Genomic DNA, 25,756 nt, shown 5'->3' with positions numbered 1-25,756 from the left:
GTCCCCTCAGCCACTACACTCGCGGGAAGAACATCTAACATCTTCAACGAAAGTAGAAATATGCCCGCTGACCTTTATCGACGTCTCTCCAACCTCGATGGCAAGAGCTACGGTGCATACAAATCTCTTCGTGGCTCCCACGAGCTGCCAGACCTGGACGCGACGCTATTTATCGACAAGGTTCAATCCGACCCCTACGCCCCGGCATCGCGGGCACGCGTCCACATTCCGCTGTCCGTACTGGACTATCGCGGCGCCTCCCGGTCACAGCCCGGTAGGTTCAGCACGGCGGAGCTCGATTTGTTGAACCGCCGCCTCGTGCGCGCTTTGAAGAAGTATGGTCGCGGACTATTCATTGATTCTTCAGGTCAGCAGGTCTTGCGCCGAGCAGCTGTCGCTGAGCTCCGTGCGGATGCGCACGACGTCGATAAGCATGACGATGCCCTCCAGATCAGCCTAGAAATCCAACTGCCCGCCCGCGGCCGACGCATTCTCGGGCGTGAGGCGGCGCGCTTGATCTGTGAGGATCTGTTTGACGCGCTTGACGACGCCATCGTGAACGCACCCATCGATGCGCTCGAGGCAGCCGCGGAATTGGAGTATGACCAGCTCTTTTTGCGCCGTGCAGTGGCGGACGCGGACCTGATTGGGTTTGTGGCAGACAGTGCGGTGTTGCCTCGTCAGGCGGGCAATAGCCAGCTTCCGAAGCCCGGCGCGACTGCGTTTACCTCGCCGGAATCGCTGCAGCACAGTTTTCAGCTGCCGTCGGGCAAAACCGTGCACGGCATGGGTATTCCGCGGGGCGTGACGTTGATTGTTGGTGGCGGTTATCACGGCAAGTCCACGTTGTTGTCTTCCCTGGTCACGGGTGTTTATAACCATGTCGCTGGCGATGGCCGCGAGTTTGTAGTCGCCGACGAGACTGCGGTTGCGCTGCGTGCCGAGGACGGCCGAGCCATCACTGGTGTGGATATCTCGCCGTTTATCAACGGCCTTCCCTCCGGTGATGACACGACTCGATTTTCCACCGCGAATGCATCGGGGTCGACGTCGCAAGCTGCGGGCCTGATGGAGGCGCTAGGTTCCGGTGCGCGAGTGCTGCTCATCGATGAGGACACCTCCGCGACCAACTTTATGATTCGCGATGAGCGCATGCGCCGCCTCATCCCCGATGACCGCGAGCCGATTACTCCACTGGTCGCACGGGTCCGCGAGCTCTGGGAAAACCACGGAATCTCCACGGTCATCGTCGCTGGTGGTTCTGGTGCATTCATCGATGTCGCGGACACCGTGATTGCTATGGATGCGTACACGCCTTACGACGTCACCAAGCGCGCCCGTGAGCTCCGCGAATCGGCTACTCCGGCCGAGCCTTCGCCTGCTTTTGCGCAGATCGGTGAGCGTTTTCTGCAGGCTGACTTCCCCGCCGGTGGTGGCCGTGGTGGGCATGGCGGCCGCGGCGGCGGTCGCGGTGGGCGCGGTGGCGGTGCGAAACCACCTAAGCCACCGCGTGCTCGTGGTCTAGAGCTGATTCAGGTGGGCAAGGACAATCTTGATTTGCGCGCTGTCAGCCAATTGATGGACTCCTCCCAAACAGAAGCAATTGCCCGGATTCTGGGCGCCGTCGTAAAGCAGCTCGATGGGCGTACTGACCTCACCGACCTAATCCAGCGCGAGTACGACAACTTTTGTCATTCACTCTTCGATGTGACAGCTGAGTTCACCAACTCTGGTCATCTGGCCGAGCCTCGCGTCCAGGAGGTCGCAGCGGCAATCAATCGGCTTCGGCTCTTGCGGTAGAGCCTCGAAGATTGGCGGACCCCGGCCCCGCTCCCTCCCCTGCGGCTGCCCCAGCTAACTTCCTCGACGGATTTCGGCGTCAGGTCTTGACCTTGACGCGGCGTCAAACAGAAAGATGATTCCCGTGAGCAACAACGACAACGAGTACACCATCGGCGAGGCAGCCGAGCTCCTGGGCGTTACCACACGCACGCTGAGGCATTGGGATGCCATCGGACTACTCAGCCCGCAGTATCGCACGTGGTCCGATTACCGCCTCTACACCGATGAGGACATCGACACCGCGCTGGAGATTCTGGTCTACCGCGCCGCCGGTGTGCCGTTGAAGACTATCGAGGAGTTCATCCACGGCGATTCCTCCCCGAGAAGTCGGAAAGATCGTTTACTCGCACAGCGAACTGTTCTCACCGAGAAGATCGCTGACCTGCACCACATGGTGCAGTCCTTGGACAAACTGATTGAGGAAGGAAATACCATGAAAGCAAAGACGAAAGCGGAGCTCTTGGGCCGCGACTGGCAGAATCTAGAAGCCGAAGCTGAGGAGCGCTGGGGCGACACCACTGAGTGGGAGCAGTCTCAGCAGGCTCAGGAAAAGATGAAGGACAGCGACTGGGCCGAGCTTGAAGCAGAGGCTAAGGATTTTGCCGATGCGCTTGCCGACGCCGCCGAGCGCCACGTCGAGCCCGGTTCCGCTGAGGCGGCCGAGCTAGTTGACCGTCACTTGGCCTCTATTACTCGCTTCTACGAGGCTGGTCGAGAAAAGCAGATTCTGTTGGCTCGCATGTACGTCGCTGATTCCCGGTTTGATCGGTACTACCGCGGCAATGCTGGCTACCTGCTGGAGCTGATTGAAGCTCAGGCCCGTAAGGAAGGCATTGACCCGGCAACTGCCGAGTGGCGGTAAATACAGGGAAGCAGCCGTTCAGCCCGGCCTTCCCATCCGGGACTGAATCGGCATAGAATTGCCTCATGAAATTCATCGAAGCCGCAGACTTCACCGCTGATCGCCCGTGGGGCGCACTGGATGTGGTCACTATGACTGGAGCCACAAGCGTTCGGCTCCACTGGAGCGATCAGCCATACAAGTGGCACATCAATGATGGCGAAGAGGTCTTTGTGGTTGTCGACGGAGCCGTCGATATGCACTACCGCGATGCGGGAGAGGAATGCGTACGCACATTAACGCCTGGCACTATCTGTTTCGCAGAAGCCGGCGACGAACATGTCGCGCACCCGCAGGGCGAGGCGCGCATGCTTGTCATTGAAAAAGAAGGCTCAGTCTAGCCCACAGCAACAGCAGCTGACAGTGCACACTTCGGCATCTCCATAACTCCGTCATATCCCCGACTCGGGAAGGAATTAACCATGAAATTCTCTCGCTCTATCGCCGCTGTCGCCATCGGTGCCGCTACTGTGCTGGGCGCTGTTGCTGCCTCTCCAGCTGTCGCACAGGCTATTGGTTGCCCCTTTGCACCAGTGCACAAGTATGAAGAACACCGTTTCTCCGGTTCTTCGACTTCAGCAGATGCTTTCAAGGTTTGGTTTAACGGTGGCGTCTACATTGAACCAATCGTCGAAACGCTGGATTTGGTTGAGCTTCAGGTTAACGACACCCAGGTCGCTCACGCTGGCGACATCATCTACAAGGATGAAGACGGCAACTTCTGGGTGAAGTAGCCTACGCAGGAAAAACAGGGCTCAATTACAGGTCTCACCCCGTGGCAGATTAACCTCATCTGAATAGGGCTATAGCGCTTAGCGTTGTGGAGTCACTGGTACTCTGTCTCGCACCTTTTGCAATTTCTGCCACGAGCCCTCGTTTTCAGGAGTGTTCCACCATGGAAATCATCATCGTCGATTCTGAGGCCGAAGTCGCGAGCATCGCTTCGGACTACCTCGCTCACTACGCCAACAAAGGTGGAAACCTCGGTGTAGCGACAGGATCGACTCCGCTTGCGACGTATCGGGAACTGATTCGTCGCCATCGGGCTGGTGAAGTCACTTTTAAGGACTGCAGTTTCTTCGCACTCGACGAATACGTGGGACTGCCCATCGAGCATGAGCAGAGCTACTACCACGTGATTCACAATGAGTTTTCCGATCACGTGGATGTTGACCCGGCGAGGGTCCATATTCCCGATGGCCTCGCGGACGATATCGGCGCGGCCTGCGAGGATTACGAGCGAAAGATTATCGAGGCCGGCGGCATTGACATTCAGTTGCTGGGCATCGGCACCAATGGGCATGTTGGTTTTAACGAGCCCGCCAGCTCTTTTGGCTCTCTGACTCGCATTAAGACGCTGCACCCGCAGACCGTGCTGGATAACGCCCGCTTCTTCGACTCCGCGGACGATGTGCCGTACCACGTGGTCACCCAGGGGCTTGGCACCATTTCACGTGCGGGGCACCTCCTGCTGCTGGCCACCGGCACCGCAAAGGCGCACGCTATTGCCGCATCCATCGAGGGCCCACTGAGCGCGTCGATGCCTGCGTCCGTATTGCAGCTGCACCCACGGGCCACGGTTGTCATTGACCAGGCCGCAGCCAGTGAGCTGAAGAACAAGGAATACTACGAGTTCACCTACGCCCATAAGCCGCAGTGGCAGAAGGATATGTGGAAGTAGGCCCCGGCCCTCCCCGGCCCCTTCCCAACCTTCGCTCCCACCCCCGGACTAGTCAGCGCTAGTCGTCATCATCCATCTCCAGCTCGGGGTCTTCGGCACGCGCCTGCTCGTAAACTTCCTTCGCTGCCGTGAGATTAATGACGCCGATGACAAGTCCCACGACGATGTCCGGCCATGCGCTGAACCAGAAAATGGTGACCACTCCGGCGGCGAGAATGAGCAGGTTCGCCAGGACGTCGTTACGCGCCGCCAACCACGCGCCGCGCATGAGCGCACTGTCAGCCTTGCGCAGATTCATCAGCAAAATCGCGCAGACTAGGTTGATAACCATCGCAATAATTGCCGTTACCGACAGCGTTAGTGGCTCTGGCGGCTCACCGCTAATCATCTTCCAGATGGCGGTGCCGAACGCTGCAATCGCCGGGATCAGAATCAGCCCGGCAAGGCCGATACTCGCTTTACGACGGCTCGCCAGCGACCAACCCAATGCGGTGAGAACTAGCAGGTTGATGACGTAAACACGGGGGACATCGTAACGCTCGGCGCGAGTACCATCGAATCCTATGACGCACCCGCAGAAGTTCCACTCAGAAATGAAGGTTCCCGGCGGCAAATTGGTTGTTGCCGATTGTGAGACCACCGGTGACACGATTTCGTCGATAAGCATTTCGGGCGATTTTTTCCTCGAGCCCGATGAAGCCTACGACATTATTAATGACGCTCTGCTCGGTGCACCTGCGGGAGACCATACGGAGCGTTTACAGGTTCGCCTCGATGCGGCGCTGAAGGATTTTGAGGATCAGTCTGGTCGCGAGGTGCGACTGCACGGTTTTGATACCCACATCATTGCGCAGGTCGTTCGACGTGCACTGACACAGGCTGTCGACTTCACTGATTTGGAGTGGGAGGTTTTGCAGCCGGGAGTCCTGCCGACGGTGATGAATGTTGCTCTCGACGAACTCCTCCTTGACCAAGTCAATTCCGGACAGCGCGGACCAACTCTGCGCTTCTGGGATTGGGATGATCGTGCCACCGTCATCGGTTCCTACCAGTCCTATGTTAATGAACTCGAACCCGAGGGCGTAGAGAAGCACGATGTGCAAGTGGTGCGTCGTCTCTCCGGCGGTGGCGCGATGTTCATGGAGGGTGGCAACTGCGTCACCTACTCGATCTATGTTCCGGAGAAGCTGGTCGCCGGCCTCAGCTACGTCGAATCCTATGAGTTCCTCGACCGCTGGGTCATCGCTGCGCTCGCGCAGCTCGGCGTCAATGCGTGGTATGTCCCCATCAATGACATCACCTCCGATGGCGGCAAGATTGGTGGTGCCGCGCAGAAGCGCCGTGGTTCGACGGTGCTCCACCATGTCACCATGAGCTACGACATCGACGCTGACAAGATGATGGAAGTCCTGCGCATTGGCAAGGCCAAGATTGCCGACAAGGGCTTGCGCAGCGCAAAGAAGCGCGTCGATCCGCTCCGCCGCCAGACGGGTGCCAGCCGCGCCGAAGTCATTGACGCGATGAAGCAGACATTCATCAACCGCTACGGCGCCGCCGAGGTATCGCTTTCCGACGAGGACTTCGCTGCGGCGCAGCATCTTATTGACACCAAATACGGCACGGAGGGCTGGACTCACCGAGTCCCCTAAACGTCGCACTGCTTACTTGTATACGACAGCTGGTCGGGAAAAGGAGTTAACTAAAGGAGACAAGTAAACAAAGGAGAGTCGACGTGAGCGGCGAGCGTGCAATTGGGTCCTATCCTGCGAATATGCACCAAAACCTGGTGAAGGGTTCGGCGCGCGCCGTAACAACACCGCCGTGGTGGTCTCCCCGATATCGAAGGCACCGGAATTGTGATTCACGGGCGCCCACTACAGAGCTTGAACGGTGTCGGCGAATTCACTGAGGCACCGGCCACAACGCCGCTACAGCCCCCGCGAGAGGTTCCAGCGCAGAACCGCAGGCCGGTCATGGTAGCGACCAAGCACTGACAGGGACGCAGTATTCAATGGGAAGGACTGGCCAAGTTCAATGGGCAGTTCCAACCAGGCCGTAGTGAGCGCACGCAGCGAGTGACCGTGTGCGAACAAAATCGCCTTGTCTTCACCCGATTCACGAACCCTTTTGACCACGCGCTCAACGCGCTCACGGACTTCCTCCGCGGTTTCGCCATTGGGCACACCGTGAGTCCAAATCTGCCAGTCGGGAACAGTCTTCTGCACTTCCTTCGAGGTAATCCCCTCGTAGTCGCCGTAGAACCATTCCGCGAGATCCTCTTCGACTTCGAAGTCGTGGAATCCTGCCAATCGAGCGGTCTCTTGGGCACGCTGGCGGGGTGATGCCAGCACTAGCCCAAAGTCCTTCGGATCCAGCCAGCCGTTGAGGGCCTTGGCTTCTTCCCTACCGTTGTCAGTCAGAGGAAGATCAGTTACCGATGTGTGCTGCCCAGTGCGCGACCACTCAGTTTCGCCGTGCCGCACGAGATATAAATCAGTCATAGTTCCAGCTTAGGCTTATCTGAAAGTGCGGTTAGCCGCGGCAGCCCTGCTAGCCCATCACGGGGTCACGGATCCGACTACGAACGCTGCTGAAGTGTTTCCACTGCGCGGTCGGCAAGCTCCTCGCCAGCACCGTCATAAAGGTAGACGGCCATGTCGGCACCAACGTTGAGAAGCTGATCCTTAAACCTCTGCACCTTAGTGGTGGTAGCAACCACGGCTTCGGTGTCCTGCTTACGGATGTTCTGAATCATCGCGTAGGTCTCAGCGTGCTCAGACAGCGCCAACACGTACAGCGCTGGTTTCTTCTCCAACTCGATGTGGTGCCACAGCTCTGGGTCTGTCACATCACCCGGGATAACCTGGTAGCCCTGCTCACGCAGCTCTTCGATGCGATCCTCATCGAAGTCAACGCCAAAGACGTTCATGCCGTACTCATTAACCAACCTGCCGTAGACACCGACGCCGACGCGCCCCATACCCATGATGAGGGCATCAGCGTTATCAATAATGACCGTTGCCTCTTCTGGGACCAGGCGGTCCTCTGGGGTTTCTGGGACGAACTTCTGCAGGAAGCTGACCAGCTTGTCCTCATGCGGGACCATCAGCGAGCTGGCAATGAAGCTACCCGCCACGGCGACTGCCATAATCGAGGTCCACTCATCGGGCAGAATGTCCTGTTGCGTCGCCGCAGCCATGACAATGAGGCCGAACTCCGAGTAGTTACTCAACGTCAGACCCGCCAACGCACTAGTGCGCAGGGACAGTCCGGTGCGCTTGAGAATCCCGATGAAGATAGTGACCTTGAACACCAGGAACAGGACCATAATCGCGGCGATAACGTAGCCGCCAGCACTTGGCAGACCACCGAGGCCAATTTCGATAAAGAACGCGACCAGCAGCAGCTCACGGATACTAATCAGAGCTTCCGACAGACGGTCAGAAATCGGGTGCGAGGACAGCAGAATACCGGCAACCAAGGACCCCAGCGAGCCGGACAGCCCTGCCAGCTCGAAAGCCGAGTAAGCGGCCACAGCAATACCAATGCCGGTGAGAACCAGCAGCTCAGTGCGGAACATGCGGTTGGGAAGCCGCGCCGCCAGCGGACGGATGAAGAACAACAGTGGTAGAGCCAGCGCCCACAGCTCCGGGGTCTTACCCGACGATGCCACCAGCACACCGACCGCAATGATGTCCTGCAGAATGAGCACACCAATCGCGATGCGTCCGATGGCCGAAGCACCGCGGTTCTGCTCCTCCAAGTGGCTCATCACAAACACCGTCGACGAGAAGGAAGTCGCGATGCCGATGTAAATCAACGCAGTCACCGACAGCCCCGTGAGTTCACGCAGCGGCAAGAAACTGGCGATACCAAACAGCACGGCAAAAACCACCGTGTTTAAAAATGCGTGACCCAACCCTGAAAAGACCACTCGCGGCGCCACGATATCCTTGGGATTCAGCTTCAGACCGATTGTGAAGAGCAAGGTGGTAACACCGAGCTCGGCCAGCGAATCAATAAACGGGATTTCCTCAAGTCCCATTGCATGAACGGCAAAACCGGCCCCAAGGAAACCAATCAGCGGCGGCAGCCGAAGCAACGAAGCACCGAGCCCGCCGATAATCGAAAACAGTATTGCTGTTAGGTATACGGATTCCACCCATCAAAGATAACGTCTGACACAACTGATAAATGCAGAGGTTGGCCATTAACCGTTCTTTGCCACCCGACTGGGGCTAGCGTCTTGGGAGCTAGCGTCGGTACGGAACCTCGCCCAATGCAATCGGCTGCGGGTGCTCTGCCACCCACGCGACCGCCGCTGCCGTCAACGCATCAATGTCCGCCTCACCAGCTTTGCGCTGCTTTACGACGGCCATTGCATCCTCGGCAGCCCCAACCGTCTCCAGCCAAAAGTCGGTCATCGCGACAAAGTCTTCGTCCCAGTTGACGTAGCCCATCTCCAGGGCCTCGTACCCGAGCCGGCCCACGATGCGAATAACCTCGCCCTGCACAGTCGCGGCTGCGCCACCACCCGGCACCAGGTAGTTCCAGAGGTATCGGAACTGACCGTTGGTCGACTTGCCTGCGGGGACAATGATGTCGCTGTGGCCATCGTGAGGTGTAATCACGTCCGGACGTTCCGCACCGATGCGCTCGTAGAGGCGATCCATAACTGGCTGGTACTTGTCGCGTTGCTTCTCTGACATGCGGTTGTAGCGGCGACCGAACTTGGTGAACTCTTCGCGCACTTCGTCGTCGATTTCCGAACCAGCGTCCAGAAGCACCTCGATGCTGTCTAGGACTCGACTGAGGGAATCGGTATCGGCAGCAGCAACCGCCTCTTTGAACGCTGTCCGGCCGTGACCGAGGCGGTTCTCGCGGTGAAGGTCAGCACCATTTTCCAACAGCAACGCAATCGCCTTGGGCTGATGGCTCTTCGCTGCCATGAAAAGCGGAGGATACTTACCGGCTTCGATGTCGGCACCGCATTCGAGCAGGATTTTCATCTTGTCGGTATCGCCCCGGCTTGCATGCTCTGCCAGCGCGGTCTTACCGAAGTGGTTCTCAGTGTTGACGTCGATCCCCTGGTCGATTAGCCAGCGCATGAGCTCTGGCGGGGTGCCACGGAGCGCCAGTGCAGTGTCCTTGCTGTAGCCAAAGACTGCGTCGAGAGCGCAAGTGTCATAGACGGCCTTCAGTGCATCCATGTCACCGGCTTCGAGCAGCTCTTCGAAGTTCTCGACCAGTTTCTTCCGCTTCCGTGGCATGCAGTTTCCCCTTTACTTACCGCCCTCGTCGGTGGACAGCGCAGCCACGAATGCCTCCTGCGGCACCGAAACCGAACCGATGTTCTTCATACGCTTCTTACCGGCCTTCTGCTTCTCCAGCAGCTTGCGCTTACGGGAGATGTCACCGCCGTAACACTTAGCAAGGACGTCCTTGCGCAGTGCACGAATGTTCTCGCGGGCAATAATCTTCGAACCGATTGCGGCCTGAACCGGGACCTCGAACTGCTGGCGAGGAATCAGCTCGCGCAGCTTCTTGGTCATCTTGTTGCCGTACCACTGCGCATTGTCGCGGTGGACGATAGCGGAGAAAGCATCGACTGCTTCGCCCTGCAGGAGGATATCCACCTTGACCAGATCCGCAAGCTGCTCGCCGGCATCTTCGTAGTTCAGCGAGGCATAACCCCTGGTACGGGACTTCAGCATGTCGAAGAAGTCGAAGATGATCTCGCCCAGTGGCATCTTGTAGCGCAGCTCCACGCGGTCTTCCGACAGGTAGTCCATACCGCCCATCTCGCCGCGCTTCTGCTGACACAGCTCCATGGTGGGGCCAACGAATTCACTCGGCACAACGATGGTGCACTTGACCATCGGCTCGTAAATTTCGCGGAGCTTGCCCTCCGGCCAGTCACTCGGATTGTGAACAGTGACCTCGGTGCCGTCCTCAATGACAACGCGGTAGACAACGTTCGGAGCCGTCGAAATCAAATCCAGGTCGAACTCGCGCTCGAGGCGGGCACGGGTAATCTCCATGTGCAGCAAGCCCAAGAAGCCACCGCGGAAACCAAACCCGAGGGCAACCGAAGTCTCCGGTTCGAATGTCAACGAAGCGTCGTTAAGCTGGAGCTTTTCCAACGCATCACGCAGGTCGGGATAGTCCTGCTGAGAGATTGGGAACAGACCGGAGTAGACCATCGGCTTGGGCTCTTCGTAGCCTTCCAGCGGCTCCTCAGCCGGTGTGGCGTTCAGCGTGACGGTATCACCGACCTTGGACTGACGGACATCCTTCACACCAGTGATGAGATAACCGACCTCGCCGACGCCAAGGCCCTTACACTTCTTCGGCTGTGGCGAAACAATGCCGATTTCCAGCAGCTCGTGCTTGGTGCCGGTGGACATCATCTGAATGACCTCACGCGGCTTGAGCTGACCATCAACAACACGGATGTAGGTGACCACACCACGGTAGGTGTCGTAGACGGAGTCAAAAATCAGCGCACGGGCAGGTGCCTCTGGATCGCCGACCGGTGCCGGGACGAGCTCACAGACTCGGTCGAGCATTTCCTCAACGCCCTCACCGGTCTTGCCCGAAACACGCATGACATCCTCCGGCTCACAGCCGATGATGTGCGCAATCTCCTCCGCGTACTTATCCGGATCCGCGGCCGGCAGGTCAATCTTGTTCAGAACCGGGATAATCTCCAGGTCATTTTCCATGGCCAAGTACAGATTGGCCAGCGTCTGCGCTTCGATGCCCTGCGCGGCGTCGACAAGCAGAATCGCGCCTTCACACGCCTCTAGCGCGCGCGAGACCTCGTAGGTGAAGTCGACGTGACCAGGCGTGTCAATCAGGTGCAGGACGATCTCTTCCCCCGCGTGCTTACCTGCGCTCGGAACCCACGGCAGGCGCACGTTCTGAGCCTTAATAGTGATGCCGCGTTCGCGCTCAATATCCATATTGTCGAGGTACTGATCGCGCATGTCGCGCGCCTCCACAACACCCGAGAGCTGCAGAATTCGGTCCGCCAGGGTGGACTTACCGTGGTCAATGTGCGCAATGATGCAGAAATTTCGAATCCGTGAGGGGTCCGTAAAAGTCTGCTCCGCAAAATTCTTGGTCACGTTGGGTCTACTCCGAAAAATAAAGACGTTATGGGCATTGGGGCGCGGCGTTGGCCGACCCACATGCGCCGGCCTCGAAAACCGACCAGCCGGGCTTAAATACAATCACGCACAATCTTACCTATCGATTCCCTCCGCACTAAACCTCTAGACTTAGATTCCATGAGCTCCACTTCGCCCACCGATCAAAATGACCGCGAAAGCTGGCCGCGCCGCCTGCGCAATCGCATCAGCGCGCGTCTTTTCGCCGGTACCGAGTGGTTCCGCGGCCCCGACACCCTCGATGAGGCACTGTTTAAGCTCAACACGCAACTTGGGCTCGCTCAGGACACCTCGCTTTCCGACGAGTCCAAGGAGGCTCTACTTCGACTGCGAGATTCGGTGACCATCGCGCGCCCAACCGCAGAACTGGCCCGCACAATTGTCTACAGCCCTGACATGGATGGCCAGGCCGACCCCGGCGAAGTGGTGTGGATTCCGCTGCAGCTCGAAGGTGAAAATGCCGCTTTGCGTGAGCGCGCTGTGGTCGTGGTTGGTCGCCACGACCAGTATCTTCTGGGCATGCTGATTTCCACACGCACCGAGCACAGTGAGCACCCGGAGTGGCTGTTTATCGGTAGTGGGTTCTGGAATGAAGACCCCAAGCCATCGTGGGTTCGCATGGACCGTATCTTGCTCATTCCAGAATCGGGTATTCGCCGCGCAGGCGCAATGATGCCCCGCAGGCGCTTCGAGCTCATCGCCGCCCGGTTGCGCGGTGACTATGGCTGGAATTAGCCGCAGCTGGAACTAGGCAGCGGCTGGTATTAGGCAGCGCTGTTTGCTAAGATTCTGCAAGTTGTTTACCGTTGCGTTCCTTTGCGGCGAGCGCGGACAGGACCTTGGGTTCGCGTTTTCATCGTCGCATAAGCGCAGTGGGTGGTTTTAACTCGCTGGTTAAAGAGTTTTAACCAGCAGAGGTTCGACCCCGAAATTTGCACTGTGATCAGGAGTTTTCTTGGTGGCGGGCGGTAGCAATTCCAACTACTACGGATACAAGAGGTATTCACGATGGCAAACATCAAGTCCCAGATCAAGCGCAACAAGACCAACGAGAAGGCTCGCCTGCGTAACCAGGCTATCCGCTCTGCAGTCCGCACCGAGATCCGCAAGTTCCAGGCTGCTGTTGAGGCTGGCGACAAGGCTGCTGCTGAGGCTCAGCTGCGCGTTGCTTCCCGCAAGCTGGACAAGGCTGTCACCAAGGGCGTCTTCCACCGCAACACTGCGGCTAACAAGAAGTCCGGTATGGCTAAGGCTTTCAACAAGCTGGAGGGCTAATTCCCTTTTGGCGCTGTGCCGTTCTTGTGGCGCTTGTGCCGTGAAATTAACCGCTTCCTGCTATTTTCCGATTTCATTTCGGATGTGGCGGGAGGCGGTTTTTATTATTTAACCCCAACGCGAGTTAGTGGCTGCGTTTATGGCTGGCGGCGGTGGGGCGATGCGAGTTACTGACTACGTTTATGACAAAAATGGCCCGAAAAATGGCTTGAAAGGGTCATAAACTCACACAGTTTCACATTTGCAGCCCGGAAATTTTAACGCCGATGGGACGAATGGGCCAGCTCCGCGATACGAAGCACCGACTGTTCCAGCGATAGTTCCGGCGTCGATGAGGCTCCCTTGGTGTCTGCATCCAGCTGTGCCGCGACAACCACAGCGCGAGCAACCGCCGGGGTTGACCAGGCAGATGCCAACCGCTGAGTTTTCTCCAACTTCCACGGCGGCATGCCATAGCGGTGGGCATCTCTACGCGCATTGACACCACGTGCACCGTGGAGCCGAGCTACATCACCAACCATTCCCGTGATTGCAGCCGACAGCAGTGCCGGTGCCATTCCCAGCTGCAAGGCACGGCGCATCTTGGCCAACGCTTCCCCGCCCCGACCGCGCAGTGCGAGCTCGGCAATCTCAAAGCCCGAGACCTCCGCCGAAGCACCGTAGTAGGTGCGCACTGCTTCCGAGGTGACCTTGCCCGCTGTATCCGCACACAGCTGGGAAATGGCGGTCGCCAGTTCGCGGAGGTCTGAACCGACCGCATCCAGGACGGTATCGATGACGTCGCGACGCACCTTAACCCCGTGTGAGGCGAACTCTTCGCCAACAAAACCGGGCAAGTCGTTTCGCTTGAGCGGTTGAGCTTCGAAAAAGCGGACCCCCAACTTGCGCAGGTCAGCGACCATCTTTTTCTGACGCCCCTCACCGCTGTGAAGGAGAATCAACGTGATGCCCGGCGCGGGATCCTTAACCGAATCCATCAACAGCTTGGCAGGCTCTTTGCCGGCGTCTTGGCAGTCGGTGACAACCACGATCCGGTCATCTCCAAACAACGAAGGGCTGAAGAGCTCCACGGCATCGACAGTGGTCATGTCCCCTGCGCGGATGGTGGTCACAGGCACCGAGCGTCCACCCGGATCGGACTCCGTTGCTGCCTGCGCGCGGACGGCAGCGACAATGGCGAGGCGGGCGCGGTCTTTCAGCAGCTCCTCTTTGCCCACAATCAAATTCACGGGTGCGACGGCGCTCAATCCCGACCTCTTTTCCGCGTTAATTCCTGCGACTGTTGTTTCTAGCCTACGGGACAGCCCGGATTTCACCTTCCTCGCCAGACTTCACCATTGGAATACAGGGCTTGCGGCCCATCTCGCTGCGGGCACACCACAGGAATCTGCTCGGGTGTCATTACGGTTTCTCGCACGCGCGGACCACACTCGCGAGCGATAAACCACTGGGGTGAGCGGCCTGATTGGGACGGTTGGCCGCTCACGGATTCAGCGATGTACGACGGGGACTCCACCGCCACGGTTTCTGTCGTGGGGTTATTGGTGGTGTCATCGAGCACCTGGACGTACCCCGCCTCTTCCTCGGTGAGTCCGAGTGCAATTCGGCACTGCCGGCTGAGCGAGGTCGGTGCAGGGTAACCAACCGATGCCACATGGTTGGCGGGTTCTCCGACAGCCTCCGCGTGAATGAGAACAACCTGGTTCTTCTCCGCACAGGCCGCAACCTTCCACCCCTGTGGGGCACGCGCAATGTCCAGCCCGAACACCCAAATAACCGCGTAACTACAGACGGCAAGTACCACTGCGAAGCAACCAGCGCGGAGCGCAAGACGGGGCCACGCCCAGAGCGCCGTCAAGCATGCGAACGTGAGCGTGCAGGAGATGACCAACGTGACCGTCCCAGTGGCGGGCGCGACGATTCCCGCAGCGAGGCGTGCGACCTGATGAATCCACCATGCGCACGGCGCGGCGCACCAGAGCAGCGCACTGACCAGCCAATTGAGATGCAGTGCGGCGGCAACGGCAGCGAGCGAACCAGCGATAGTAACCGGTGCGACGGCGGGCGCGGCGAGGAGATTGGCGAGCAGTGAGACGTGACTAATTTCGCCGATAAGGAGCGCCAACACGGGCATGGTGACCACGTGTGCGGCAATCGATACGGCGACGGCGCGGACTACTGGGGCGGGCCAGGTACCCATAACGGTGGTGGCGGACAGGCGTCTGGCAAGGGGCTCGGCAAGAAGGACTAACCCGGCGGTGGCTGCGACCGAGAGGGCGAAGCCCACTGATACCGATAGGTCTGGAGCCAGGAGAATCAACCCAATAATGCCAGCCGACAGCGCCGCGATGGCCTGGCCAGCTCGTCCTACAAGAATCGCCAACAGCCCAATGCAGCCGGTGACCACCGCGCGTAGCACTGACGGTTCTGTACCCACAATTGCCACAAAGCCATACAGGGCAAGCGCGGCGACTGCGACGCGCACCCGCGGTCCAGCCCACGAAAACACGGCTACAACAGCCCCGACAACAAGCGCAACGTTCGCTCCAGAGACCGCTGATAGATGTGAAAGCCCAGAAGCAGTCATCACATCGCCATCGGTGAGGCTAAAGCCGCGCTCATCGCCGATGGCCATGGCGGGAATCAGGCGGTCGGGACCAACGGGGAGATTCTGCGCCGAGTCAAAGAGCTGCTGCCTCACGTCAGCTGCCAGCCCCTGTGGTGGCGCGATGACCTCAACATCACCGCGCAGATTCAGCTGGATACCACTAATGCAGGGCTTGCTGGCCACACGTATACCGGCTGTGGATTCAATTACGGTGTCTCTCGTGATAGCCAACAGTGACTCGTCGCCGAAAGCCGTCACCTGCCCCGGAAGACCTTCGATGCGGGCCTTCGCACTGGCCCCAAACTCGGTTGCTTTCGGCTCGGTGACGAGGCGCAATTGCACTTTCGCCATCCCACCAATGTCCTCATAGAGCTCATGGGCTCGGGCTTGCGCTATGCGGATTCGCGTGGCCACCGCCACAGCTGGCACCACGATAGTGGCGATTGCTCGCCAGCCGGAGGTCACCGCACCTCTGCCCCATCGCCACGACCAACGCTGCCACGCCCACGGCAACGCCACCGCAGTCGCGATTGAGCTCGGTACCACAACTATCGCCCATTCTGGGCGCATGATCACCGCCACCGCAGTCGCCCACGCCAACACCGCTGCTGGCACTAGCCGCACATCGAGCCCAGCACGAGCGCGCAGGTCAGACGGTGGTGGCATCGCGCAGAGCCTCTACCTTCGCCGGGCCGATTCCCGGTACCTCCTCAAGTGCGTCGATACTCGCAAAAGGCCCGTTCTTTTCACGAAAGTCAATGATTCTGGTCGCTGTTGCGGGTCCAATTCCGGGCAATTCCTCCAGCTGCGTAGCAGTGGCGGTGTTGATGTTGATCTTTCCGTCAGAGCCACCCGGGTCAGCCCCGCCTGCAGCACCGGCGCCAGAACCGCCAGAAACATCGGAACCGCCCTCCGCCGTCCCTGCTGGCAGCGCCTCTGTCCCGACCACAATCTGTTGACCATCTACCAACGGTGCCGCCAGGTTCACGCTGGCAGGATTAGCCTCCGGCAAAAGCCCACCCGCACGCTCAATTGCCTCCACCACCCGCGCACCCACTGGCACCTCCACCACGCCAGGATTCACAACCAACCCCACCACCGACACAATCAACGGCCCCACCTGTGCCTGAGCGTTAGTCTCCTGCCCCGGACCGCCAGGCGCCTCCGCTGGGGTTTCGGTCGTCTCCGGTGTCGTCCCCGCGACAGCCGCGTCCTGCACCGCAGGCATCTCCACCTGCGGCGTCGACGGCCACACCACCGCAGCGATTGCTCCAACAGCCAACACCGCAATCACAAGGCACGCAGCCATCGCCACCCGCGGCGTCACCACCGCCCGGCGCGTGGAAAAGTCCACCGCCATGCGCTTGTCTTGATCAATCGGTTCCAGATAGTCCGCCAGCCGATTCCGCAAATTCGTCACGATGCGCACCCTAGCGCCCCGCACCACACCCCACCTTGACGAAAGCACTCATCAAGGCGTCATCTGTGGATAAAAAATGACCTGTGGAGGTTATCCACAGGCCAGATCATCTTCGCAGTTCAGCCGCTACTTCTTCTCGTCGCCGTCATCATCACGCTTGTCGCTTGACGACGACTCCCGCGATTTCTCCCCATCGGTGCCAAATACAGCTCCCTCGGGATCGGACTTATCGCGCAGCGCCAAATCAGAGATAGCCTTCGCCAGACGCTCAGCTTTATCCAGAGCTGCTTGGCGATTCTCACTCCACGTTGGCAATTTAGAAACCGCCGTGGTGAAAAGCGGAATTCCCTGTTCATTAGTCACTACTGTGCGATGGATTCGTTTATTGCGGTTGCGACTGGCAGCCGGATTCTCAACTACCTTCACCGCAGCCTGATCGGTGATCGGCTCACCTGGGTCTGTGGTGCCAGCGTTTTCAGCCGAACCGTCCGTGTCAGCAGAGTCACCGGAATTGTCTATGTTCCCGGAATCGTCGTCTACCGCGTCTGCAGCCACAGCATCAACAGCAGGCGCGTCACTCTCCTCCACACTGTGGAGCAGCGCTGTCACGCCCATCTCTGTTTCAAAATCCATGGCATTCGAATCAATCGAGCCACCGGAGACCATGCCAACTGCATAGGCTCCCTGCCCGACATGAGCGGTAAGAGACTCCGGCAAATCCAGGATTCTAAACCGGGTATCGTCGGGTAGCTCTTCGGCAAGCATGGCCTGGAGCTCGTGAACGTCGTCAAGCGCATCGGAATGATGCAGCAATACCGCAGGCGGACGGTTCGCCGATGACGCGGACCGCACCATCTTCGTGGCAAAATCCACCATGCGCTGCTTGACCTTCGCCTCTGTCCGACACTTGGCGACCAGCGCTAGTGAGCCATCTTTGATGCCGACGATGGGCTTGATAGCGAGAGCCGTAGAAAGCATCGCTTGGCCCGCGGAGATGCGACCGCCACGACGTAGCGAATCAAGCTTTGGTACAAACAACCAGAGTCGATAGCGCTGCAGCACATCACGCGCTACATCGGCAACCTCATCACGACTGGCCCCGGCCCTCGCAGCCTTGGCCGCCGCGATGGCAGCGGCACCGACTCCAGCTCCGACGGTGTCGGTATCGATGACGGTCACACGGTCCAGCGCACCAGCAGCGGTGACAGCGTTAGACCAGGTAGCGGACATTCCCTTGCCAAGATGCAGGGCGACAACGCCAGCGTCAGAACCATCCTTGTTGGAGCGTTCCAGCGCACGCGCATATGCGGCGCACAGCTTCAGTGGACTGACTGCCGACGTGGTGACGGCGTCTTCATTGATGTCATGGCCGATGGGAACCACGGTGATGTCGAGCTTGCGGGCAACCTCGGGCATCAAGCACGCGGTGTCATCAACAACAATGCGAACGCGACCGTCACCGGGCATGGCGGCCTCCTGAAGAATCAGAAACCTGCGACTCCCGCTCGCGGACCTTCGCGTTAAAAGCATTCAGGTACCAGGAGGTCTCACCATTGACGCGCGTGCGCTGCTCCATTTCGACCCACGCAGTGTTGCCCAGGCCGTTGAACGTGCTGAAGTAGTCGCGCGGCATCTGCAGCAGGGCTGCGGTAGCGGCAGCAATGGCACCACCGTGGGACACGAGCACAAAGGTATCCGACTCCCAATCGGGGTTGGCCGCTAGCTCAGCAATGACCGCCAGCATTCGGTTGGAGACCTCAAAGCGGGTCTCGCCACCCTTGGGTGCCCAGTTGAGATTATGGCGCCAGTGGTCACGCATACCGGGAAACGCGGAGTCAATCTCGTCGTAGGTACGCTCTTGCCATTCACCGAGGTTGGTCTCACGCAGGCGCTTATCAAAACTCAACTCTGCACCGGTGGCCTCGGCTAGCGCGCGGGCGGTGTCGGCTGCCCGGGTCAGGTCAGAGGACACGATTTTTGTGATTCGCGGTTCAGCCTCCGCCAGGTACTGCGCCGCAGTACGGGCTTGCTCGCGACCAACGTCGGAAAGCTGCGTGTCCAGCTGTCCCTGAATGCGGCCGGTAGCGTTATACGAGGTCTGCCCGTGCCGCAGCATAATCAGGCGACGTCGAGCGGCAACATGTGCCTCGCGTGAGCCCGCCACAATTAAAACTCGTCCGTGTCCGGGTTTTCGGCAGCCAGCGGAATCTCGTCGATAGAACGAGCATTGCGGGCGGAATCTTCGCCGTCCTCGTTGCTCGGCTGCTCGATGCCCTCGACCTCGATGCGCGGGCAATCGCGCCACAGTCGATCCAGGCCGTAGAAGTCGCGTTCTTCACTGCGGAAGACATGCACGACAATGTCGCCGTAATCCAGCAGCGCCCAACGTCCCTCACGGACACCTTCGCGGCGAACCGGCTTTGCGCCGAGGTCACGCAGATCGTCCTCAATTTCGTCGACGATTGCGGCAACCAGACGCTCATTGTCAGCACTGACCAGGACGAATGCGTCCGTAATCACCACCGGGCCAGAGACATCGAGAACAACGACGTCCTCACCCTTTTTGCTATCGGCGGCCTTCGCCGCGGCGGTCGCCAGCTCAATGGCGCGTGGTTGTGCAGTCACGAAAGACTTCAGCTCCTTGTGATTAAAAGTCGTGAAAAACAGCGTTTGTACTTGTAACTTACCGTCTCAGCGGGATTTTGCTAACTTTCAGTCCGCGGTATCGGACTTCGCATCCACCGATGCCGCATCCTCGGAGGTCGAGTTCACCGATGCGGGGCCCACAGAACCAACCGTGCCCTCAGCAGACTGGTACAGACCCCGCTTAGCGATGTACTGCACCACGCCATCCGGCACCAAGTACCAAACAGGGCGTCCTGCCTCCGCACGCTTTCGACAATCGGTAGAAGAAATAGCCATGGCGGGAATCTCGATGAGGTGCAACCGTGAAGCGTCGATTCCTTCCAGGTCCTCTGCCCGCAGGTGAACCCCTGGACGAGTGACACCGACGAACGTTGCTGCGTCGAACATCTCCTCCCAGTCCCGCCACGTCATAATCTTCTGCAGCGCATCGGCACCGGTAATGAAGAACAGATCCGCGTTGGGATAGATGACCTTCAAATCCCGCAGCGTATCGACGGTATAGGTCGCACCCGGCCGATCAATATCAACCCGCGAGACCGAAAACTGCGGGTTCGACGCAGTGGCAATGACCGTCATCAGGTAGCGGTCTTCGCTGTGAGAGACCTTCCGGCCGCGCTTTTGCCACGGTTCACCCGTGGGCACGAAAAGCACAAAGTCGAGGTCAAAACGGTCTGCCACCTCGCTGGCGGCAACCAGGTGACCATTGTGAATGGGGTCAAAAGTGCCACCCATTACGCCAATGCGCTGCCGGGGCGCTTCCGCCGACTTCGCTGTCAACGCGGCGTGTACTCGCGACCGCACACTTTTCTTGCGCTTAATCATGACTGGCACTTTACCTGGGCACTACGGACGAGTCTGTCCACGACCAGCCAGAACCCACTTGCTGCTGGTCAGCTCCGGCAGCCCCATGGGCCCACGGGCGTGCAGTTTCTGAGTGGAAATACCAATCTCTGCGCCGAAACCGTACTGCTCACCATCGGTGAATGCAGTGGAGGCATTGACGCTGACGGCAGCAGCATCAACACGGTCGACGAACTCCTGGCACACGCCCCAGTCACGTGCAGAGATAGCTTCCGTGTGGCCCGAGGAGTACTCAGTGATGTGATCCGTCGCGGCCACCACACCGTCGACGATGCGCGCTGCAATGTCTAGCGAGAGGTACTCATCCGACCAGTCTTCCGCCGTCGCAGGAATGACCTCACCGGTCCACCCAGAGGCCGCCAGATTATCGACATCGCCGTGGACCGCAACGCCAGCGTCGGCAAGCGCGTCCAAAATGCGGACCTGATCCTGCGCGGACAGCGCCGAGTCAATGAGAACCGTTTCAGTGGCGTTACAGACGCTCGGACGGCGGGTCTTGCCGTTAATCATCAGCGCAATCGCTTCGTCGATATCGGCGGAAGCATCGATGTAGATGTGGCAGTTACCGGTACCGGTCTCAATGGTCGGCACCGTTGCCTTCGTCACGACGGCCTCAATCAGACCGGCACCGCCGCGCGGAATCACTACGTCAACCAGGCCGCGGGCAGTTATGAGATCTTGCACGGAATCGTGGGTCTCACACGGCAGCAGCTGAACAAGGTCCTCCGGTGCATCGTGGTTGGCCAGCACCTCACGCAAAACCGCGACCAGCTGCGTGTTGGAGTGGACGGCGGACTTGGAGCCACGCAGCAAGGCCACGTTGCCCGACTTCAGCGCCAGACCAAAGGCATCGACAGTAACGTTCGGGCGAGCCTCGTAGACCATGCCCATCACGCCCAGCGGAACGCTGACCTGGGAAAGCTTAATGCCGTTGGGAAGAGTGCTGCCCCGCAGCACCTCGCCTACCGGATCCGGCAGGGCCGCAACCTGGCGCAGCCCACCGGCAATACCCTCAACACGATCGGCGTCAAGACGCAGGCGATCCAGCAGGGAGTCACTAAAACCACGGGCCTTACCGGCCTCGATGTCCTTGGCGTTGGCTACCAGAATCTCTTCAGTACGGGCGACCAGCGCATCTGCTGCGGCCAGCAGGAGCTCGTTCTTGCGTGCCGACGTAAAGCGAGCCAGCTCTCCCGCGACAGCCTTGGCACGCTGTGCCTTATCTAAAACCTCGGCGCGCTCAGCAGCACGCTCCGGACTAAGAGCCGAATCCTCGGCAATGCCCTGTTGATTGGTGTTAGCAGTTTCGTTCGTTTGAGCAGTCATGCCTACCAGCATAACTAGAGTGAGACATCATTTGAGGGAATTAGCTCAGCAACCCAAGGAAAGATGTAATTCATCAACAGCAGGAACACGATGACGGCAATCACGATGGTGATGGTCGCTTTCACCCACCACGGACCCGGCAGGGATCGCCAAAAAGCTGCGTACATCTAGTTGACCTCCTTGGTCTCAACACTGGCGAGAACCGCGTGAATAATGAGCCGATGAGTGTTGTCCCACTGCGGATGGCAGGTAGTCAGCGTAAGTAGAGTCGCGTCACCGATCGGATTGAGGACATCGGCGCGGTCTGGAGTGACAATGTGCTGGCCGGGAATCTCGGGGACGTTAGTTCCTTCTGGCACGCAGTCGAAGCTTTCCCCTGCGCCAGCCATACCGTCGACCGGTAATACCTTGTAGCGGTAAATAGCTTCACGCGTCTCTACAGTGATGTCATCGCACGTCTGCAGACGGTCAATGTTGTCAAAGGGAGCTCCGTGGCCGTCACGATGGGCGGCATAAGAGCTGTTGCCCACCTGCCCCGGAAGGGCTGTGCTCGGATAATGGCCGGGGCCACCGCGCAAAACTTCCTGAGAGACACCTTCGAATACGACCAAATCGCTAAAACCGGCCTTAGGAGCGGAAATCATCGCCACCGCAGAGCCAGGCACCCAGGAGCCCTCAACAGCTGGCTCCGTGCCTTCTGGCGCCGGAGCTGGGGCCGATGCCGGTGCGGACCATGCCTGCTGCAGCTCATCACGAGCCTGCTGCTGAGCTTTCCCGGTTTCAAGACCAGACCAGTACAGCAGATAAAAGGCGAAGAGCGCCACCAGCACTCCAGCGGTCAAGAGCAACTCGCCGATGACGCCAATAATTTTCGATAACACACTTAGGATTATGCCCGAAAGTTCCTCATCCAGGCAGTCCGCGCTCAGGCACTCCTCCCCCAGCCAGTCCGCACTCAGCTAGTCCCCACTCAGCCGGTCTTTGCCGAGGCACCTCTGTCCGGGCGCGCCCAGGTGCGCGTCTTTAAGCGCTGCAGCTCTCAGCGCAACGCTCTCCTAAGCGCGGGAGGCGAAATCCGACAGGTAGTCGGCATGGACGACAGGCTTCTGCATGTCATTCGGCAATTCCTCGGTGTGGTAGCCGATCATGCCCAGCAGCTCCTCAGAGTCATAGTTGACCTCGCCGCGTCCGATGACCTCACCGCTCGGGCCAATCAGGTCGACGATGTCACCAGCGGAGAACTCACCGTCAACCGAGGTGATACCGACCGGGAGCAGCGACTTGCGCATGCGGGTCACAGCGTCGACCGCGCCGGCATCCAGGCGAAGCAGGCCCGAGCTATCCGCTGCGTAGAGCATCCAGAACTTCCAGGCGCTCAAGCGGTTGTCCTTCGCGGCGAAAGCCGTTCCCACGTCTGCCTGGTCAAGTGCTCGCTCAATGTTGGACGCCGAAGTCAGCAGCACCGGCACCCCAGCACGCGAAGCCAGGCGTGCGGCAGACACCTTCGAGGCCATTCCACCGGTGCCCAGTGCTCCACCGTCACCGGCGATAACACCACGCAAGTCGTTACCGCTGCGCACCTCTGGCACAAAGGTCGCACCTGGATCGGCCGGGTTGCGGTCGTAGAGGCCGTCGACGTCGGAAAGCAGAATCAGTGCATCGCAGTACGCCAGGTGACTGACCAGGGCGGCGAGGCGGTCGTTGTCGCCGAAGCGGAACTCCGAGGTCGCGACCGTGTCATTTTCGTTGACAATTGGCACTGCACCCAGCTGGCGCAGGCGGTCGATAGTGCGCTGGGCGTTGCGGGCACGCGAACGCACACCTGCATCGTCCGAGGTCAAAAGCACCTGTGCAGAAGTGCGGCCATAGCGCAGGAAGGAGCGTCCCCACTCCTGTGCCAGGCGCACCTGCCCCACAGCTGCAGCCGCCTGCTTGGTCGCCAAATCAGTGGGACGCGAAGTCAGCCCCAGCGGCCCCATTCCGGATGCCACCGCGCCGGAGGACACGACAATGACATCGCTAAAGCCCATACGCTTTTCCAGGGCATCGGCAATGAAGTCGATGCGTTCGGGATCGGTACGACCGTCAGATCCGGTCAACGAGGAAGAACCAATCTTCACCACGACGCGCTTCGCGGTCCGAATTGCCTCACGAGTCTCGGAATCGAAACCGCCTTTGGTTCCCGGAGATAAATTCTCAGTCGCCTTTTCAATCTCAGCGACGGTGGACTCAGGATTGTCGTGAAGTAGCTCGTCGACCTCCTCACGGGAAATCGGCGCGTCCGATCCAGACTTCGGCGCGGTAGCTACCGGGGCATCTAATGCATCTGCTCCAGTGACGTCAACATCGTTGGCAACGGTGTCGGAAGGGATAACTGACTCACTCATTTCACTAATGGAAAACATGACGGTCTAATGTAATTCTGACTATATAATTGTTTAAACAATCAATGGCAAAATGCAAGTTTGAAGTCTTCGCTTGCCGACGACGCTGTCGCCCGCGACTATGAGTACCGGTCGCGAATAGCCTCTTCGCCATCTCCGAAATCGTACTCGTCAATCAGACCACGGCGGGCCTGCGATGCACGCTTACGCTGCTCGGCGCTAGTGCGCTCGTTGACGTAGAGACGATCGTCGGTACCACGGCCACTCGGCACGAAGTCATCGGTGCCCGCGACCTGCTGCGGGTACCACTCGAAGGTGAGATAGGAAATCGTCACCGGGCAGCCAACCGTTGCCCCAGCCTTTGCCAGGGCATCTTCTACACCAAGCTTGGCCAGGCGGTCAGCCAAGTAGCCGACTGCCTCGTCGTTTTCGAAGTCCGTCTGGTTAATCCAGCGCTCCGGCTTACGGCCACGCACAATGAACCCATCTGGGGTATTCGGATCGCGCTCGATGGTGAAGTCCGCGCCTTCGCGCTTCTTGCCACGCACACCTTCCGGACGGATGACCGCACGGGGCTCCTGCTCTGTTGGCAACGGATGCGCCTTGCGGTAGGCGGCAATCTGATCCTTCAGGCCGTAGGTCAGCTCCTTGAGTCCCTCGTGCGTCACCGTAGAGATCTCATAAATCGGCCAGCCGAACTTCTCCAGCTCCTCGCGCTGCATGTCAATCATTTCGCGAGCATCGGGCAGGTCAATCTTGTTCAGCACGATGACGCGCGGACGCTCTGCGAGATCCCCAAGCCCCACGTCGGCCTTCAGCACCGACTGGTAGTTGGCGAGTTCCGTCTCCAACGCCTTGATGTCAGAGACCGGATCGCGGTCGCCCTCCAGCGCAGCAGCGTCCACCACATGCACCAGCACAGCACAGCGCTCAATGTGACGCAGGAAATCCAACCCAAGACCACGGCCTTCAGACGCCCCCGGGATAAGACCCGGCACATCTGCGATGGTGAAGGACTCGTAGCCAACGTTGACCACACCCAGGTTCGGCTGCAGCGTGGTAAATGGGTAGTCACCAATCTTCGGCTTAGCAGCGCTCAAGGTGCTGACCAGCGAGGACTTTCCAGCTGACGGGAAGCCCACCAGTCCAACGTCTGCCATGGATTTGAGCTCCAAGACAAGATCCTTGGCCTCGCCAGGCTCACCGAGGAGAGCGAAGCCCGGCGCACGGCGGTTCTTGTTCGCCAGCGCTGCGTTGCCCAGACCACCGTAACCGCCTTCAGCGGCGATGAAGCGGGCCCCCTTACCGGTCATGTCCGCCAGCACTTCCCCATCCTCGGTCATCACAACCGTGCCCTCCGGCACTCCGAGAACCAGGTCCTCGCCGCGAGCACCATTGCGGTGATCACCCGCGCCGGGCTTACCGTTGGCAGCCTTGATATGGGGATGGAAGTGGAAGTCCATCAGAGTGTGAATCTGCGGGTCGACGGCCAGCACAATGTCGCCACCGTGGCCGCCGTTACCGCCATCGGGACCGCCGAGTGGCTTGAACTTTTCACGCAGCACCGAGTTACAGCCGTGACCACCGTCGCCGGCCTGCAAATGCAGTACGACACGATCTACAAAACGAGACATAAAATC

25 protein-coding genes are annotated in these 25,756 nt (G+C 59.3%); 8 read left to right on the top strand and 17 right to left on the bottom strand.

Annotated features, from left to right (window positions below):
* Nucleotides 1–60 precede the first annotated feature (60 nt).
* From HMPREF2562_RS01420 to nagB, 5 genes are all read left to right on the top strand, one after another.
* On the top strand, nt 61–1,800 hold the full coding sequence (locus HMPREF2562_RS01420; protein ID WP_070549442.1) for an ABC-ATPase domain-containing protein: 1,740 nt from the start codon (nt 61–63) through the stop codon (nt 1,798–1,800).
* A 115-nt stretch (nt 1,801–1,915) separates the two neighbouring features.
* Nucleotides 1,916–2,704, top strand: a complete 789-nt coding sequence (locus HMPREF2562_RS01415; RefSeq protein ID WP_049172640.1) for a MerR family transcriptional regulator — start codon at nt 1,916–1,918, stop codon at nt 2,702–2,704.
* Nucleotides 2,705–2,769: 65 nt separating this feature from the next.
* Nucleotides 2,770–3,084 carry a cupin domain-containing protein gene (locus HMPREF2562_RS01410; protein ID WP_049193606.1) on the top strand — a complete coding sequence of 105 codons (315 nt, stop codon included), beginning with the start codon at nt 2,770–2,772 and terminating at the stop codon, nt 3,082–3,084.
* Nucleotides 3,085–3,165: 81 nt separating this feature from the next.
* A complete protein-coding gene (locus HMPREF2562_RS01405) occupies nt 3,166–3,477 on the top strand; it encodes a hypothetical protein (RefSeq protein WP_049172637.1) in 312 nt (103 codons plus the stop codon).
* A 161-nt stretch (nt 3,478–3,638) separates the two neighbouring features.
* Entirely contained in the window at nt 3,639–4,424 is a 786-nt protein-coding gene (nagB, locus tag HMPREF2562_RS01400) for a glucosamine-6-phosphate deaminase (protein ID WP_049172635.1), read from the top strand.
* A 58-nt stretch (nt 4,425–4,482) separates the two neighbouring features.
* Here nagB and HMPREF2562_RS11010 read toward each other — a convergent pair whose 3' ends face one another.
* Nucleotides 4,483–5,064, bottom strand: coding sequence for a cation efflux transmembrane domain-containing protein (locus HMPREF2562_RS11010; RefSeq protein WP_241486346.1), 582 nt, complete (start codon nt 5,062–5,064; stop codon nt 4,483–4,485).
* Here HMPREF2562_RS11010 and HMPREF2562_RS01390 point away from each other — a divergent pair.
* Nucleotides 4,988–6,073: a lipoate--protein ligase family protein gene (locus HMPREF2562_RS01390; protein WP_070549440.1), complete on the top strand. Its 1,086-nt coding sequence runs from the start codon at nt 4,988–4,990 to the stop codon at nt 6,071–6,073. The genes HMPREF2562_RS11010 and HMPREF2562_RS01390 overlap by 77 nt on opposite strands.
* 279 nt (nt 6,074–6,352) lie before the next feature.
* Here the strand turns inward: HMPREF2562_RS01390 and HMPREF2562_RS01385 are convergent, their stop codons facing one another.
* The 4 genes from HMPREF2562_RS01385 to lepA form a co-directional block, all read right to left on the bottom strand.
* The gene (locus tag HMPREF2562_RS01385; protein ID WP_049189288.1) at nt 6,353–6,925 is read right to left on the bottom strand and encodes a histidine phosphatase family protein; all 573 of its coding nucleotides are present in this window, start codon (nt 6,923–6,925) and stop codon (nt 6,353–6,355) included.
* Between the two features lie 77 nt (nt 6,926–7,002).
* Nucleotides 7,003–8,586, bottom strand: coding sequence for a cation:proton antiporter family protein (locus HMPREF2562_RS01380; RefSeq protein WP_049189287.1), 1,584 nt, complete (start codon nt 8,584–8,586; stop codon nt 7,003–7,005).
* A 91-nt stretch (nt 8,587–8,677) separates the two neighbouring features.
* Nucleotides 8,678–9,694, bottom strand: a complete 1,017-nt coding sequence (locus tag HMPREF2562_RS01375; RefSeq protein WP_070546428.1) for an ankyrin repeat domain-containing protein — start codon at nt 9,692–9,694, stop codon at nt 8,678–8,680.
* A 12-nt stretch (nt 9,695–9,706) separates the two neighbouring features.
* Nucleotides 9,707–11,554 carry a translation elongation factor 4 gene (gene lepA, locus HMPREF2562_RS01370; protein ID WP_141744758.1) on the bottom strand — a complete coding sequence of 616 codons (1,848 nt, stop codon included), beginning with the start codon at nt 11,552–11,554 and terminating at the stop codon, nt 9,707–9,709.
* 162 nt (nt 11,555–11,716) lie between these two features.
* Between lepA and HMPREF2562_RS01365 the strand changes: the two genes are divergently transcribed.
* Both HMPREF2562_RS01365 and rpsT read left to right on the top strand, forming a co-directional pair.
* Nucleotides 11,717–12,331, top strand: coding sequence for a type II toxin-antitoxin system PemK/MazF family toxin (locus HMPREF2562_RS01365; protein ID WP_070549439.1), 615 nt, complete (start codon nt 11,717–11,719; stop codon nt 12,329–12,331).
* A gap of 273 nt (nt 12,332–12,604) precedes the next feature.
* On the top strand, nt 12,605–12,871 hold the full coding sequence (gene rpsT, locus HMPREF2562_RS01360; protein ID WP_016422323.1) for a 30S ribosomal protein S20: 267 nt from the start codon (nt 12,605–12,607) through the stop codon (nt 12,869–12,871).
* A 257-nt stretch (nt 12,872–13,128) separates the two neighbouring features.
* Here the strand turns inward: rpsT and holA are convergent, their stop codons facing one another.
* The 12 genes from holA to obgE form a co-directional block, all read right to left on the bottom strand.
* Nucleotides 13,129–14,187: a DNA polymerase III subunit delta gene (gene holA / locus HMPREF2562_RS01355; RefSeq protein WP_005511539.1), complete on the bottom strand. Its 1,059-nt coding sequence runs from the start codon at nt 14,185–14,187 to the stop codon at nt 13,129–13,131.
* Entirely contained in the window at nt 14,184–16,145 is a 1,962-nt protein-coding gene (locus tag HMPREF2562_RS01350; RefSeq protein ID WP_070549437.1) for a ComEC/Rec2 family competence protein, read from the bottom strand. Before HMPREF2562_RS01350 ends, holA begins: the two co-directional genes overlap by 4 nt.
* Nucleotides 16,129–16,899, bottom strand: coding sequence for a ComEA family DNA-binding protein (locus tag HMPREF2562_RS01345; protein ID WP_246819312.1), 771 nt, complete (start codon nt 16,897–16,899; stop codon nt 16,129–16,131). Before HMPREF2562_RS01345 ends, HMPREF2562_RS01350 begins: the two co-directional genes overlap by 17 nt.
* 126 nt (nt 16,900–17,025) lie before the next feature.
* Nucleotides 17,026–18,366, bottom strand: a complete 1,341-nt coding sequence (locus HMPREF2562_RS01340) for a DegV family protein (protein ID WP_070546419.1) — start codon at nt 18,364–18,366, stop codon at nt 17,026–17,028.
* Nucleotides 18,356–19,063, bottom strand: coding sequence for a histidine phosphatase family protein (locus tag HMPREF2562_RS01335; protein ID WP_069359622.1), 708 nt, complete (start codon nt 19,061–19,063; stop codon nt 18,356–18,358). The genes HMPREF2562_RS01340 and HMPREF2562_RS01335 overlap by 11 nt, the downstream gene beginning before the upstream one ends.
* A 2-nt stretch (nt 19,064–19,065) precedes the next feature.
* Nucleotides 19,066–19,524, bottom strand: coding sequence for a ribosome silencing factor (gene rsfS, locus HMPREF2562_RS01330; RefSeq protein ID WP_005511538.1), 459 nt, complete (start codon nt 19,522–19,524; stop codon nt 19,066–19,068).
* Nucleotides 19,525–19,611: 87 nt separating this feature from the next.
* Nucleotides 19,612–20,367, bottom strand: a complete 756-nt coding sequence (nadD, locus tag HMPREF2562_RS01325; RefSeq protein ID WP_049171017.1) for a nicotinate-nucleotide adenylyltransferase — start codon at nt 20,365–20,367, stop codon at nt 19,612–19,614.
* Between the two features lie 21 nt (nt 20,368–20,388).
* The gene (locus HMPREF2562_RS01320; protein ID WP_224783791.1) at nt 20,389–21,732 is read right to left on the bottom strand and encodes a glutamate-5-semialdehyde dehydrogenase; all 1,344 of its coding nucleotides are present in this window, start codon (nt 21,730–21,732) and stop codon (nt 20,389–20,391) included.
* A gap of 14 nt (nt 21,733–21,746) precedes the next feature.
* Nucleotides 21,747–21,899, bottom strand: a complete 153-nt coding sequence (locus HMPREF2562_RS10930; RefSeq protein ID WP_049190848.1) for a hypothetical protein — start codon at nt 21,897–21,899, stop codon at nt 21,747–21,749.
* Nucleotides 21,900–22,613, bottom strand: a complete 714-nt coding sequence (locus HMPREF2562_RS01315; RefSeq protein ID WP_049190851.1) for a class E sortase — start codon at nt 22,611–22,613, stop codon at nt 21,900–21,902.
* Nucleotides 22,614–22,787: 174 nt separating this feature from the next.
* Nucleotides 22,788–24,137 (bottom strand): glutamate 5-kinase, encoded by a 1,350-nt coding sequence (gene proB, locus HMPREF2562_RS01310; protein ID WP_049190854.1) that lies wholly within the window; start codon nt 24,135–24,137, stop codon nt 22,788–22,790.
* A gap of 98 nt (nt 24,138–24,235) precedes the next feature.
* Nucleotides 24,236–25,750, bottom strand: a complete 1,515-nt coding sequence (gene obgE / locus HMPREF2562_RS01305) for a GTPase ObgE (RefSeq protein ID WP_049190856.1) — start codon at nt 25,748–25,750, stop codon at nt 24,236–24,238.
* Nucleotides 25,751–25,756 lie beyond the last annotated feature (6 nt).

The organism is Corynebacterium sp. HMSC077G07, from assembly GCF_001809225.1.
GTDB lineage: Bacteria > Actinomycetota > Actinomycetes > Mycobacteriales > Mycobacteriaceae > Corynebacterium > Corynebacterium jeikeium_D.
Note: the sequence above shows the minus strand (reverse complement) of the source record. Positions and strands in the feature narration are given on the sequence as shown.

What these genes read in the sequence shown, in the direction of transcription:
- HMPREF2562_RS01385 (WP_049189288.1), bottom strand. Translation starts at nt 6,925, where the DNA reads ATGACTGATTTATATCTCGTGCGGCACGGCGAAACTGAGTGGTCGCGC.
- HMPREF2562_RS01365 (WP_070549439.1), top strand. Translation starts at nt 11,717, where the DNA reads ATGAGCTCCACTTCGCCCACCGATCAAAATGACCGCGAAAGCTGGCCG.
- HMPREF2562_RS01390 (WP_070549440.1), top strand. Translation starts at nt 4,988, where the DNA reads ATGACGCACCCGCAGAAGTTCCACTCAGAAATGAAGGTTCCCGGCGGC.
- nagB (WP_049172635.1), top strand. Translation starts at nt 3,639, where the DNA reads ATGGAAATCATCATCGTCGATTCTGAGGCCGAAGTCGCGAGCATCGCT.
- HMPREF2562_RS01340 (WP_070546419.1), bottom strand. Translation starts at nt 18,366, where the DNA reads ATGCCCGGTGACGGTCGCGTTCGCATTGTTGTTGATGACACCGCGTGC.
- proB (WP_049190854.1), bottom strand. Translation starts at nt 24,137, where the DNA reads ATGTTTTCCATTAGTGAAATGAGTGAGTCAGTTATCCCTTCCGACACC.
- HMPREF2562_RS01350 (WP_070549437.1), bottom strand. Translation starts at nt 16,145, where the DNA reads ATGCCACCACCGTCTGACCTGCGCGCTCGTGCTGGGCTCGATGTGCGG.
- HMPREF2562_RS01415 (WP_049172640.1), top strand. Translation starts at nt 1,916, where the DNA reads ATGATTCCCGTGAGCAACAACGACAACGAGTACACCATCGGCGAGGCA.
- HMPREF2562_RS01405 (WP_049172637.1), top strand. Translation starts at nt 3,166, where the DNA reads ATGAAATTCTCTCGCTCTATCGCCGCTGTCGCCATCGGTGCCGCTACT.
- HMPREF2562_RS01420 (WP_070549442.1), top strand. Translation starts at nt 61, where the DNA reads ATGCCCGCTGACCTTTATCGACGTCTCTCCAACCTCGATGGCAAGAGC.
- obgE (WP_049190856.1), bottom strand. Translation starts at nt 25,750, where the DNA reads ATGTCTCGTTTTGTAGATCGTGTCGTACTGCATTTGCAGGCCGGCGAC.
- HMPREF2562_RS01410 (WP_049193606.1), top strand. Translation starts at nt 2,770, where the DNA reads ATGAAATTCATCGAAGCCGCAGACTTCACCGCTGATCGCCCGTGGGGC.
- HMPREF2562_RS01375 (WP_070546428.1), bottom strand. Translation starts at nt 9,694, where the DNA reads ATGCCACGGAAGCGGAAGAAACTGGTCGAGAACTTCGAAGAGCTGCTC.
- HMPREF2562_RS10930 (WP_049190848.1), bottom strand. Translation starts at nt 21,899, where the DNA reads ATGTACGCAGCTTTTTGGCGATCCCTGCCGGGTCCGTGGTGGGTGAAA.
- nadD (WP_049171017.1), bottom strand. Translation starts at nt 20,367, where the DNA reads ATGATTAAGCGCAAGAAAAGTGTGCGGTCGCGAGTACACGCCGCGTTG.
- rpsT (WP_016422323.1), top strand. Translation starts at nt 12,605, where the DNA reads ATGGCAAACATCAAGTCCCAGATCAAGCGCAACAAGACCAACGAGAAG.
- HMPREF2562_RS01320 (WP_224783791.1), bottom strand. Translation starts at nt 21,732, where the DNA reads ATGACTGCTCAAACGAACGAAACTGCTAACACCAATCAACAGGGCATT.